The sequence below is a fragment of the Micromonospora vulcania genome, assembly GCF_042658605.1.
In the GTDB taxonomy this organism is placed as follows: domain Bacteria; phylum Actinomycetota; class Actinomycetes; order Mycobacteriales; family Micromonosporaceae; genus Micromonospora; species Micromonospora vulcania.
The window spans coordinates 206602-219247 of sequence record NZ_JBHSQS010000006.1 but is presented as its reverse complement, the minus strand read 5'-3'; the positions used below and the strand labels follow the sequence as shown (position 1 = coordinate 219247).

Below are 12646 nucleotides of genomic sequence, written 5' to 3'. Positions count from 1 at the left end.
ACACGGCCGTCAACGGACCATCGGGGGTCGTTCCCGGTTGGTCCAGGCCCGCAGGACCCACTCGACGGGCCCGTAGCGGAACCGGTGCATCCACCACGCGCTGGCAGCGAGCTGCACGGCGAAGATCGCCAGCGCGACGAGGATGACCTGCGGGGGCGAGGTGCGCCCGGCGAGGCCGAACCCGACGCCGGTGAAGATGGCGACACAGGCCAGGGACTGGCCGAGATAGTTGGACAGTGCCATCCGTCCCATCGGTGCCAGCGCGTCGGCGATACGGCGTCGGTGCTGAAAGAGGTGCAGCAGGGTCGCGGCGTAGGCAGCGGCGAGGAACGGCGCGGTGCTGACGCTGACCATCAGGCCGGTCAGGTTGCGGGTGCCGCCGCCGACGGCGAAGATCGTCGCGCCGGCCAGGCCGATCGGGTAGCCGACGACCTGGATCCTGCGCAGCAGTGCCGCGTGAGCGGGCACGTCGGCCAGCAATCGCTGCTTTCCGGCCGCGAGCCCGACCAGGAACGCCGAGAAGGCGAGCGGCCCCTGAACGGCGAGCCCGCCGAACATGGCCGGAAGAGACCGCAGGTGCTCCACGATGACGTCACCCAGACCGCCCTGCAACGCCGCCGTGGAGGCCGCGCCGGCCTCGACGGCCGCGGCGGTGTCCGGTACGAGTGTGCCGCCGAGCACCGCGGCCACCCCGCTGAGGAACGCGATGACGCCCACGATGCACGCCGCCGCGATCAGGGCGGTACGAGGGGTGATCCGCCGTACGGCGAGCAGGGCGAGCCCGAGCAGCGCGTACGTGGTGAGGATGTCGCCGTGAAAGAGCAGGACCGCGTGCAGTGCCCCGATCAGGAACAGCCCGGACAGCCGACGCAGGAAGCGGGGCTTGAACGCGACACCGCGCCGGGCGGCCGATTCGAGCTGCAACGTGAAGCTGTAGCCGAACAGGAATGAGAACAGCAGATAGGCCTTCATCGCGAACAGCAGTTCGACCATTGTGGCCGCCAGCCGGTCGGATCCACTGATGGCGGGATCGTGGACCAGATGGAACGGGTACCCGCTGGCGAAGAACGCGATGTTCACCAGCAGAATGAGGAGCAGGGCAGCCCCTCGTAGTGCGTCGATGTCGCTGATCCGGGCGTCGGACGTTGCCTGCGGACGGCTGACGACCTGCCGTCCCTCCGTTGACGACTGCATTCTCCGACGCTATTCGTCCCCGCAGATGCGTCGACATCCCGTGGTCCCGACAAGGGGGAGTAGGGCCATCCCTACTCGCGGCTCCCGCAGGGCCACCCCCGTGCTGGCCCTGCGGACGCCAATCCGTGATCACTGACGCCGGGCTGGCGGTCGGTGTCCACGCGGTGGGGGGCCAGAAACGGCCCCCCCACCCCCACCGCGCGCCCAGGGGTCGCTTACGTGCCGGAGCCCGCCTACGAGGCTGACAGAGGGACCTGACCAAACCCTTACCACGCCCGGCGATCAGTCCGGGTCGATCTGTGGCTGGTGGCCGGACCGCGCGAGCGCGGCGGCGGGAAACTCGATGTCGCGGGTGCCGATGTCGGCCATCAATCGGTGGGACTCCTGCCAGCAACCGACCGCCTCGTCGGTGGCGCCGAGGCCGTCGAGCCCGACGCCCAACCAGTAGAGCCCCCGAGCGGTGCTGAGATGATCACCGAGGTGCCGCAGCGCCACCGCCGCCCGAGCGTGTTCGACCGTGGCCTCGTAACGCCCGAGGTTGGCGTTCTGGTGGGCGAGATGGACCTGAAGCGGGGGAATCTGTTGCCGGATGTCCTGGTCGACGGCGATCCCCAGCGCCTCCTCAAGGTGGGTGAGCGCCTCCTGCGCCCTGCCCTGCTCGGTGTAGAGCCACCCGAGATTGCTCAGGCAGACGCAGAGGAGGAACGGGTCGTCCAACTGTCGGGCGCCGGCCGTCGCCAGCCGCATGTGCTTCTCGGACTCGTCCCGGTCGCCCTTCTGACCGTACGCGTTGCCGAAGTTCAGGTGGCTGACGACCTCGTCCCGTGGGGAACTGTGCGCCACGTTGATCTGCGCGGCGCGTTCCATCCATCGGATCGCCTCGTCGAAGTCCCGCGTCAACGCGTAGGCCACACCGAGCCCGTTGGCCATCAGTCGCTCACCGTCGGGTCGACCGTCCAGCCGGGCCGCGACCACGCCCAACTCGTGGGTCTCGCGCAGCGTGGTCAGCGCGTGCGTCCGCAGGAGGAAGCTGTACTGGCTGTCGGCGAGCTGCCAGGTCTCCCGCGCCAACCCGAGGCCATCGCTGATCCGGACCAGCGCCACCAGATTGCCGGCCTCCACCTGGAACCACACGCTGGCGGCGTCCAGCGAGTCGTACCTCGGCTCCTGCGCGAGGGGATGCTCGATCCGCATGGGCACCGACGCGCGGACACGGTGGAACGCCGCCTGGGCGGCCACACCGTGCTGGACGTACGCGTCGGCGAGGCGACTCACGGCCGTGCGGCGCTCCTGCTCGGAGTCTTCCAGCTCGGCCCGCTCCGCGCCGTAGAGCCGGAGCAGATCGTGCATCTGGTAGCGGCCCGTGCCGCCGTCGTCGAGGAGGTGCCGGTCCACCAGATCCTCGATGGCCGGCTCGATGTGGGTCTCGGGCTGGCCCGCGAGGGCCGCCACCGCCGCCAACGGCAGAGCGGTGTTCGGTACGAGACCCAACAGTCGGAACACGCGCGCCGAGGCGGCCGGCAGCGCCCGGTACGACACGGCAAAGGCACCGCGTACGGCGGTGTCGCCCTCGACGGCGAGCCCGGACAGCCGCTCCCTGGCGTCCGCGAGTTCCAGCAGCAGGTTCCCGACGGTCAGACGTTCGTCCACCACGACCCGTGCGGCGGCGATCCGCAGGGCCAGCGGCAGATTTCCGCACAGTGCCGCCAGCCGAAGGATCTGCTCCCGGCCCGCCGTCGCCGCACGGTCCGCGCCGATCATCGACGCCACCAGGTGGTGCGCCTCGTCGTCGGACAGCAGGCCCAGCCGTAGGCTCTGCGCGCCCTCGTGTGCCACCAGCCCGTCGAGGCGGTTGCGGCTGGTGATGACCGTCAGACAGTGCGCCGAGGCCGGAAGGAGCGGTCGCACCTGATCGGAGGTGGCGGCGTTGTCCAGCAGGACCAGCACTCTCCTGTCGGCGAGCGTCGACCGGTACAGGGCCGAGGCCTCGTCGACGTCGAGAGGGATGCGCTCGGAGGGAACGTTCAGCGATCGCAGCAACTGACCCAGCGCGTCGATCGGACGGGTCGGCGCGTCCGGCCCGTAACCGCGCAGGTTCACGAACACCTGCCCACCGGGATAGCGCGCGGCGGCCCGGTGCGCCCAGTGCACGGCCAGCGCCGTCTTGCCGATCCCGCCGATCCCGCCGATCGTGCAGACCGCCGCCACTGGGGACGACGTGGCGACGGCATCCACCAGGGCGTCCAGGGCCGCGAGATCGGCGTCCCGGCCGATGAAGCCCGGAACGTCGCGCGGAAGGTGCCTCGGCGCGTCGGAGGTGGTGGCCGCACCGGCAGGCGCGGGCAGCGTCAGAGTCGGGTCATCGGCGAGGATCCGCCGGTGTAGGCGCTGCAGGTCCTGACCGGGCTCGACGCCGAACTCCTCGACCAGCACCCGCCGTGCGCTGCGGTAGACCTCCAACGCCTCGGTACGCCGGCCCGCCCGGGTCAGCGCCAGCATGAAAAGCTCGATCCCGTGCTCCCTGGTCGGGAACTCCCGCACCAGTTCGGCCAACAGCCCCACCACCCGGAGGTGCTCACCCGCGGCGAGTTCGGCCTCGACGCGGCGTTCGAACGCGGCGAGCCGTCTCTCCTCAAGGCCGCTCCCCAGCCGCTGGCGCAGCTCCTCGTCGGCGACGCCGGCCAGCAGTGGACCGCGCCACAGCTCCAGGGCAGCGGCGAGGGCCTGCGCACGGGCGGCCGGGTCGACAATCGTGCTCGTCCGTTCCACCTCGGCCGTGAACCGGTGCAGATCGACCGTCGCCGGGTCCACATCGAGCAGATAGCCGGCACTGCGGGTGATGATGCGGACCCCGTACGGTGCGAGCCGTCGCCGCAGCCGGGCCACGTAGGTGTGCAGTGTCGCGCGACGCTCCGTCGCGTCGGCGTCCCTCCACAGCAACTCGATCAGGCGCTCGGTGAGCACCACCCGGCCGGGCTCCAGCAGCAGCAACCCCAGCAGGCAGCGCTCCTGTCGTCGGCCCAGCTCGACCGGGCTGCCCCGGTGGCTGGCCGCGACGTTTCCGAGCACCTGGAACTCCACGGGCCGCAGCGTATCCGAGGATCGATCCGCCTCATCGATTGTGCCCGTCCGCGTACTGGTCGGGTCGTTCCGGTCGGCCCGGCTGAACGCCGACGGCGGCGGACGGTCAGCCCCGGATCGGGGAGAACCGTACCGCCGCCGTCTGCGGGCGTGGTGCCGCGATAACTAGAAGTTACCGGCCGAGTTGCACTTCACGCCCTGGTCGAGGCAGTTGCGCACCCGCGCGGCGAGCGCCTCGTCCTGCCACGCGTTGAAGAAGTCCGCGTGCATCGAGAACGAGGTGCCGGACGCCAGGCTGATGCCGTCGGTGTTCGCGCTCAGCGGGTACGAGATCACGAACGACACCGAGGGGACCGGTACCGGGTGGCTCTTCGGGCAGGCCCCGGTGTGGTCACCGTTCGCCATGTGGGCCTTGTGGTCCGGGCTGTCCAGGTGCTTGCCGTCCCAGCAGTCCGGGAAGGTGATCTGCCGGACGATGTGCGCGGTCTTGGCGCAGACCGGGAACGTCTTGTCGGCGCTCCGGCCGATCTCCCCACCGATACCGGCGCACCAGAAGTGGTTGCCCTGCTTGTCCGGGGTGTCGACCTGGTTCTTCGCGTTACCCGTGATCATTCGCAGGCCGAACGGGAACGGCTGGGTCTTGCTCGGGTCCTTGAGCCGGGATCCGTAGTAGACGGTCACCTCGTCGGGGTCAACACGCTTGCCGTTCTGAATCATCGTCGGCACCCAGTAGGCGGACTGGTCCTGGGGCGAGTTGCAGGTGGTGGCCTTCGACGCGCGCAGCGACTCCGCGGTCGAGTTCGAGTTGGTCGACTTGTTGCCCCAGAACGTGTGGTTGTGCGATGCGCCGGGCAGCTTGGGCAGCACGATCGGGTCGTCGTTGTTGTGATGGCTGGTCGTGCAGCCGACGTTGAACTCGGGCACCTTGACCGGGTTGCCGGTCACCGGCTTGGGCTTGCGGGCGAAGAACGCCTTGGTCGCGGCGGCCTGCGCGGCCAGATCGACGGTGACCCAGGCGCCGGCCGGCGTGGGCCGCCCCGTGCTGGTCGACGGGGTGGCCGACGTACCGGGTGCGGACGGAGTGGCCGAGGTGCCCGGCGCGCTCGGGGTGGCCGACGGGCCGGCCGGGTCGGCCGGCGTCGACGCCGCCGGGCTGGTCGTGCCCGGGTCGGTGCCGCCGGACGGACCGGACGCGCCAGGGGTGCCCGGAGCCTCCTTGCAACCGCCGGCGAGCGCCACGCTCAGCAGCAGCACGGCGGCGACGGATCGACGTTGTCTGGGGGTGGATCGCAGATTCATGTGGGGGCACACCTTTCTTCCGAGAAAGGAGACTACGAGTGCACCCCTGCTTTTTCGAGCCAGCAGGATTATCTCTGGCTTAAATCTCGCTCGGCGATTGCCGAATCGGCTTTGTGGAGCAGCTGACCCGTCTAGTCGATCTCAATTCCGTGATTCTTTTCCAGAAACCGTAATGTGCGCCTCCACAGTAGGGTCGCCATTTCCTGCGGGATCCGCTGCAGGTGCCGCCCCAGAGCGTAGATGCCAACGACGTCGCACGGTGTCCGGTCAGCAGAGGCACCACCCTGGGGCGGTGTCCAGCATGCGCTGCGGTGGCGACGGAACTCGGTGGCGGCGCGGTACGGGGCTCGGTAGGTTCACAAGTCCGGCTCGGCAAGGAGGTCTCGATGATGTGCATGGTCCCCAGCGAGGTGGCTATCACTGCTACGACCTCGGAGTTCGCCGCGATTTGAACGGCTGCCGTCCTCGGTGGCGGCACACCGCCGGTGCGATGCCGGCGAACTCCTCGCCTCGTAGCGGTCCAGCTGGCCGCGGTCGTCTTCACCCCGCCAGCTCTGTGCGCCGTCCTTCGGCGCTGACTCACCGCTTACCACGCTGACACGAGGAGAAATCGTGGTTTCCGCATCGTCCTTCGAGCCGCTGACGGCGGCCGAAGGCGGACCTAGTCAGGTCACCCGTTCCGGCGAGACGATCAGGCGTCCCGCCCAACCCTGGAGCAGCACCATCCATGCCCTACTACGCCACCTTGCGGAGGTCGGATTCGCCGGCGCCCCGCAGGTGGTCGGCGACGGGTTCGACGCCGACGGTAACGAGGTGTTGACCTATGTCGACGGCGAGATCGTGCACCAACGGATCTGGTCCGACGACGGCATCGGGCAGGTCGGCACCTTGCTCCGCGACCTGCACACCGCCACGGCAAGCTTTCGGCCCCCGCCGGATGCGACGTGGCAGCCCTGGTGGATGCACCACTGGGGGCCAGATTCGGTGATCGGTCACTGCGACGCCGGGCCATGGCACACCGTGGCCCGGGAGGGTGTGCCGGTTGCGTTCATCGACTGGACGCTGGCGGGGCCCGTCGATCGTCTCGACGAGGTCGTCGCCACCGCATGGTGGAACGCGCAGCTGCACGACGACGACGTCGCCGAGCGTCAGGGTCTGCCCGACGCCGCTGTCCGAGCACGGCAGTTGCGGCTGTTTCTGGACGGCTACGAGCTGCCGCGAGCTGATCGGCGCGGGCTGGTCAGTCGGATGATCGAGTTCGCGATCCGTGATTGTTCCGCCGAGGCGATCGCGGCCGGTATCACGCCGGACTCGACTGACCCGTCACCGCTGTGGTCGCTGGCCTGGCGAGCCCGCGCGGCAGGGTGGATGATCCGTCATCGCAGCCTGCTCGAGCGGGCCATCACGGCCTGAGCGGTAACGCCTCAACCGGCGTACACCGCAGGGCGCCCGTCCCGGTATCGGGGCGGGCGCTCCGCTGTGGTCCGTGGGGTCAAGCCTGCCTGATCCGACCGTGGGGGGTTGGCCCGGATCACCAGTGCCGGACGCCGACGGTCTCACCCTCACTCTGCTCGCCGGTCGGCTGGAAGCCTAACTTCAGATAGAAGTTCTCGGGTCCCCCGGCCCGGGGCTCCCAGGTGACGTACGCCCGGGTGCCGCCACGATCACTGATCTCCGCGCACACGGCCTCGACGGCGAACCGACCGTAGCCGTTTCCCTGGGCGTCGGCCGCGATGTTCAGCCGCCAGAGCCCGGAGCGACGGTCATCGGGATCGCGGTCGGGATCCCAGGGCAGGTCGAAGAACGCCATCAGGAAGCCGACCAGCCGATCGCCGTCGTAGATCAGCCGCGGCCAGGCGTGGTTCGGGAAGACGTACGCCTCGGCGAGCGACTTGACCACCGGCGCGACCAGGTCGTTCTGATCCGGGCGTACGGAGAGCGCGAGCGCCGCCTCGTAGTTCCTGGGTGTGACCCGCTCCAGCCGCATCGACGGACCATATCGGGCGAGTGCGGGAGGCAGCGACCGGATTGTGTGGCCGGACGGCGGGCGTTGGCGCGAGCCGGGGGTGACTTGCCACCTCGTCACCGATCACCGATGGTGGCCGGGTGCTGCGTATTCAATTCGAGCTCCGCCCGCTCGCGGACGTGTCACCCTGGGGTGGCGACCAGCCAAATCTGCATTGGTTCGGCCTGACCAGCGGCTGGTACTGGATCGAAACCGACCGTCACCAGATGCTGCGATACAGCGAACAGGCGGTACGCCGCTGGGACCTGAGCCGCCCCTACCCGCACTATTACGTGGTCCGACTCTGGGAGGACCTGCTCGTCCTACGGTGGGCGTTGGCCGAGCCGGTGCCCGCCGACATCGTTCGTTTCGTCGACGGCACCTTCCCGAGGCGGGAATTTCCGGACGACGACATCAGCGCTGACGTGGACGCGGCATTCGACCTGCAGGGCGACCACCATCTCTATCTGGGATACCTGACCGACCCGCCGGTCATCAACTGCTGGCGACACACCGACGCTGGACGGGACCTGGTGACTGTCAGCCAGCGGATCCCGCCAACCGACCAGCACACCTTCGCCGGGCCGGAGATAGTCGAGGTCACCCTGCCGACGGCGGAGTTCTTCGCCGCGCTACACGACTTCGACCGTCGGCTCATCGCGGCGATGGACGAGCGTGTCACCGAACTGGAACGGGTTGGCCCTCCAACTGGGGTGGAACTCGACCTTGGCCTGCTGCGCGCCGAGCACGTTAGCCGGAGCCGCTGGCTGGCGGAGCGTCTGACGATTCCCCGGCGGGTCGACTGGGACAAGGTGCGGTCCGGCATCGCCGAGATCTCATCCTGGCCACTGGTGGAGGCCGGGCACTGATCCGCTATCGGGGCGTCAACAGGCAGAACTCGTTGCCGTCGGGGTCGGCCAGGACCACCGCGCCAACCTTGCCCCTGCTGGTGTCGAGTCGAGTCGCTCCGAGAGACAGCAGACGGTCGACTTCGGCTTCGAGATCACCCTGCGCGGGCAGCATGAGGTCGAGATGCAGGCGGTCCCTGCCCTTTCTCGGCATGTACGGTGGGCCACCCCAGGTGATCTTCGGGCCGCCGTCCGGTGACTGGATCGCGGTCTCCTCGTCCTGATCCCAGACCAGCGGCCAGCCCAGCGCCTCGCTCCAGAAGTATCCGACCGCCTGCGAGCCGTCGCAGGACAGCGCACCGATGAAACCGCAGCCGGCCAGGAAGTTGTTGCCCGGCTCGATCACGCAGAACTCGTTGCCCTCGGGGTCGGCGAGCACCACGTGCTCCTCCTCCGGGAGTTGCCCGACGTCGGTGTGCTGCCCGCCAAGCTCCAGGGCCCGGGCCACCGTCCGCTGCTGCTCCTGCAGGGAGTCGCTGGTCAGGTCGAAGTGCAGCCGGTTCTGGCCGACCTTCGGCTCCTGGGTCGGAAGAAAGCGCAGACGGAACCCGCCGTCGGCACTGGGCAGGAGCGCGACGCCGTCGTGCGGATCGTCGACCAACTCCCGGCCCAGGACGCCGGCCCAGAACTGGGCCTGACGAAGAGGCTGGTCCGCACCGAAGCTGACCGCGAACAGTTGACTCGTCATCCTGCTCATCTCCGATCTCCAGACCGGACGCACTCGACAGGGTGCCCGGTCGGCCCACGATCGGCAGCCTAGGGGTGAGCCGCATCAGCCGCACCCGAGTATTCACGACCTCGGGTCCCAGGCCTGGCCCATGGCGGTGAGCTGGTCGGCGTACTCGATCTGGCCCTGCCAGCGCGCCGGCCACGCGGCCATGCCCAGCGAGGCGCCGAGGAAGGCGCCCGCCAAGCATGCGATGGAGTCGGAGTCCCCGGACGTGGCTGCCCCGCGCGCCAGGGCCGACACCGGATCGTCGGCATGACGGATGGCGCAGAACAGCCCGGTGGCCAGTGCCTCCTCGGCGATCCAACCGGCGCCGGTGATCCGGCAGGCGTCCCCGCCGTCGTCGGTCGTACGCAGGGCCAGATCGAGCCGGTCCAGCACGGCCAGGCACTCGTCCCAGCCCCGACCGATGTAGTCCGCCGGAGTCGCGATGCCGGGCTGTCGCCAGAGCACGTCCAGCCACTCGGGTCGATAGACCGCACGCTGCTCACGACAACGCTCGCGCAGCAGGCCCGGCAGCGCCGCCAGCTCCGCGCCGTCGCGCAACATCCGGATGGCGTACGCGGTCAGCTCCGAGGCCGCGAGCGCGGTCGGGTGCCCGTGGGTCATGGCCGCCTGGAGTTGCGCGACACCGGCGAGTACGTCGAGATCGTAGTCGGGCACCAACCCGACGGGTGCGACGCGCATGTTCGCGCCACATCCCTTTGATCCGACGACCGTTGCCTGCGTCCACGGCACGCCGAGCGAGAGATCCCCGCACGCCCGCAGGCATGTCATGCCCGGAGCCCGGTTGTTGTCCGGGCTCGCGGCCCACTCCAGGAACCGGGCCCGCAACAACGGTTCCACGACCTCCGGGGAGGGCTCCCGGGCACCGAGCAACGCGTGGCCCACGGCCAGCGTCATCTGGGTGTCGTCGGTGACCAGAGCGGGGACTCCGGTCAGCTCGCGAGGACCGTCCGGGCCGTACCGCTCCCGGATCTCGGCGACCGTCAGGAACTCGGTCGGCTTTCCCAGAGCGTCCCCGTACGCGAGCCCGAACAGACATCCCGCTGCCGTGGTCGACACCACTGTCTCCTCTCAGATGGTCAGCCGGCGAAGATCTTGAGAGCGTCGATCATCCCGAGCGCGCTCGGTCCCTTGTAGACGATCTTGATGGTGTGCTGGCCCGGAGTGAGCCCGGTCGTCTGGTAGGCGACCTGCTGAGCCGTCCTCGACTCGGTCTTCGCGAGGCTCACGTTGGCTTGGAACACCCCGTCGAGGTACACGTCCAGGTTGCCCATGTCCACCTTCATCTCGGACAGGTAGGCGACGCCCGTGCCGGTGAACGTGTACTGCGCACTGGCCCCCGGCTCGGTGGTGACGGTCACGTCGTTCCGGTAGTCGCCGAAGGGCCGATCGGGGAAGCGGCTCCACTTACCCGTGTACGTGAGCTCGGTGTCGTTGACCCAGGTCTCGGTGATGGTCCGGGCGCTCGCACTCGGCTGCGCCGACGGTGTCGCACCGGTTTGCGTGCTCGGCGTGACGCTCGGGTCCGTCGTCGGCCGGAAGCCGGAGGTGATGCGCTCGAAGGCGGCCTCGCTGTCCGCCCAGACCGCCTCGGGGGTGGACCACTCGATCGTGTAGCCCGTCCGCTTCGCGGTGCGGAACGTACGCCGACGGACGTGTGTCGCCTGCTTGGCGCCGGCGGTGTAGGTGAACTCCCAGTCGGCGCCGCCGAGGTGATAGTCGACGCTGGTGAGCTTCACCCGGCGGTAGCCCCGGTAGTGCTTGTCAGTCGAACGAGCCTTGTCCTGCGCCTTCAGTTCGGCCAGCGGATTGGAGTTGGGGGAGTCGGTCCGGCTGACCAGGAGCACCCGGCCGCCGCCGGGCTCCCGGAACTCGACCCGCCGGTCGCGTCGGTTGACCTGCCATCCGTCGGGCACCGGGAGGACGAACCCGCTCGTGTCGCGGTACGTGGTCCAGGTCAGCGCCGTCTGCGGTGTCGATGGCGACGTCGACGTCGTACCGGTGACGGGTGCCTGCCCGGCATCGGCGGCGGCGGGAACGCCGCCGGGCGTGATCGGCCCAGTGCCGGCCTCGTCGGCCGCCCCGTGGGTGACCAGCGGGATGCCCACCGCGAGCCCGACCACCAGCAGGGCCGCGACGCCGCCGAGGGCCCAACGCCGTCGCGTGCGGTGTGTCGGGGTGGCAGCCGTCGTGTCGCCGCTGCTCACGGTGGCGGCGTCGTTGCCACCGTCGTCGACCGAGCCGACCGAGCCGACGGCGGCCATGGTCGGCAGGTCGGCGGACGCCGGTGCCGGTTCACCCGACGGCCGGAGCATCGTGACCGAAGGCACCGGTGCGTCCGGCCGTACTCCCGCGGTCCCCGCCTCCGCCCGCCCGGCTCTCGGCCCGCCGCCGGACGCCTCGCGGATCACCTGACGGAGCATCCGTTCCGCGGTGGTCGCGTCGATCCGCTGGGCCGGATCCTTGCGGAGCAGACCCTCCAGCACCGGAGCGAGCGGGCCGGCGCGCTCCGGCACCGGGGGCGGCTCGGTGGCGAGCGCGGCGATGCTCATGGCGCTGGACGGGCGGGCGTACGGCGATCGGCCCTCCACCGCGGTGAAGAGGGTGACGCCGAGCGACCAGAGATCGCCCTCCGGGCCGACCGTTCCGGCGATGGCCCGCTCCGGGGAGATGTAGGCGGGCGAGCCGAGGACGATGCCGACCGAGGTCAGCTGCGGGTCGTCGATGGCGGTGGCCAGGCCGAAGTCGGTGAGCACGATCCGGCCGTCGTGGGCCAGGAGGATGTTGGCCGGCTTCACGTCGCGGTGTACCACGCCGGTACGGTGTGCGGCCTGGAGGGCATTGAGCACCCCCCGCCCGATCTCGGCCGTCCGGCCGGGCGGAATCGGCCCGTCGGTGGCGATCGCCTGTTGCAGCGAGCGCGACGGGACGTACTCCATGACGATCCAGAGGTCACCGGCGTCGCCGGCCAACACGTCGAAGAGGCGAACCGCGTTGACGTTGTCGAGCTTGGCGATCGCCCGAGCCTCGCGGAGCGACCGGACCCGCAGCTCGTCGCGCGCCTCATCGGTCAGACCCGGTGGCAGGACCATCTCCTTGATGGCCACGTCACGGTGGAGCATCTTGTCGCGAGCCTTCCAGACCCGCCCCATTCCGCCCTGGCCGATGAGCTTTACGAAGTCATATCGGGTGGTTACGACGAGTGGTCGCGATTCCTGCACGTGGCATGCTACCCCGACTCGCTCAGGCGCAGAATCGTGGCTACGGCGTCAGTATTGACGGCGCGACCGCTGGGTAAACTGTTACCGAACGCCGAGGGAATTTCCCGGCATTCCAATTCTCGGATGAATTCGCGGTCCGCTGCATCGTCCCTCCTGTGTGGTCTGACGAAGACCCGGCCGCGCCCGGTGACGTGCTGCTCCGGCC

9 protein-coding genes are annotated in these 12646 nt (G+C 69.6%); 2 read left to right on the top strand and 7 right to left on the bottom strand.

Features of this window, described 5'->3' with window-relative positions:
• Nucleotides 1-9: 9 nt before the first annotated feature.
• From ACFQGL_RS12200 to ACFQGL_RS12190, 3 genes are all read right to left on the bottom strand, one after another.
• Complete coding sequence (locus ACFQGL_RS12200) at nucleotides 10-1194, bottom strand: DUF418 domain-containing protein (RefSeq protein WP_377510121.1); 1185 nt, start codon at nucleotides 1192-1194, stop codon at nucleotides 10-12.
• 282 nt (nucleotides 1195-1476) lie between these two features.
• Complete coding sequence (locus ACFQGL_RS12195) at nucleotides 1477-4275, bottom strand: AfsR/SARP family transcriptional regulator (RefSeq protein ID WP_377510118.1); 2799 nt, start codon at nucleotides 4273-4275, stop codon at nucleotides 1477-1479.
• 165 nt (nucleotides 4276-4440) lie between these two features.
• On the bottom strand, nucleotides 4441-5574 hold the full coding sequence (locus ACFQGL_RS12190) for a DUF1996 domain-containing protein (RefSeq protein ID WP_377510115.1): 1134 nt from the start codon (nucleotides 5572-5574) through the stop codon (nucleotides 4441-4443).
• 777 nt (nucleotides 5575-6351) lie between these two features.
• On the opposite strand from ACFQGL_RS12190, the gene ACFQGL_RS12185 reads away from it, so the two are divergent.
• Nucleotides 6352-6987, top strand: a complete 636-nt coding sequence (locus ACFQGL_RS12185; protein WP_377510112.1) for a hypothetical protein — start codon at nucleotides 6352-6354, stop codon at nucleotides 6985-6987.
• Between the two features lie 118 nt (nucleotides 6988-7105).
• Here ACFQGL_RS12185 and ACFQGL_RS12180 read toward each other — a convergent pair whose 3' ends face one another.
• Nucleotides 7106-7561, bottom strand: coding sequence for a GNAT family N-acetyltransferase (locus tag ACFQGL_RS12180; RefSeq protein WP_377510108.1), 456 nt, complete (start codon nucleotides 7559-7561; stop codon nucleotides 7106-7108).
• Between the two features lie 119 nt (nucleotides 7562-7680).
• On the opposite strand from ACFQGL_RS12180, the gene ACFQGL_RS12175 reads away from it, so the two are divergent.
• Entirely contained in the window at nucleotides 7681-8448 is a 768-nt protein-coding gene (locus tag ACFQGL_RS12175) for a DUF5984 family protein (protein WP_377510105.1), read from the top strand.
• A 4-nt stretch (nucleotides 8449-8452) separates the two neighbouring features.
• Here ACFQGL_RS12175 and ACFQGL_RS12170 read toward each other — a convergent pair whose 3' ends face one another.
• The 3 genes from ACFQGL_RS12170 to ACFQGL_RS12160 form a co-directional block, all read right to left on the bottom strand.
• A complete protein-coding gene (locus tag ACFQGL_RS12170) occupies nucleotides 8453-9175 on the bottom strand; it encodes a VOC family protein (RefSeq protein WP_377510102.1) in 723 nt (240 codons plus the stop codon).
• A 102-nt stretch (nucleotides 9176-9277) separates the two neighbouring features.
• Entirely contained in the window at nucleotides 9278-10282 is a 1005-nt protein-coding gene (locus ACFQGL_RS12165; RefSeq protein WP_377510099.1) for an ADP-ribosylglycohydrolase family protein, read from the bottom strand.
• Nucleotides 10283-10299: 17 nt separating this feature from the next.
• Nucleotides 10300-12441, bottom strand: a complete 2142-nt coding sequence (locus tag ACFQGL_RS12160; protein WP_377510096.1) for a serine/threonine-protein kinase — start codon at nucleotides 12439-12441, stop codon at nucleotides 10300-10302.
• Nucleotides 12442-12646 lie beyond the last annotated feature (205 nt).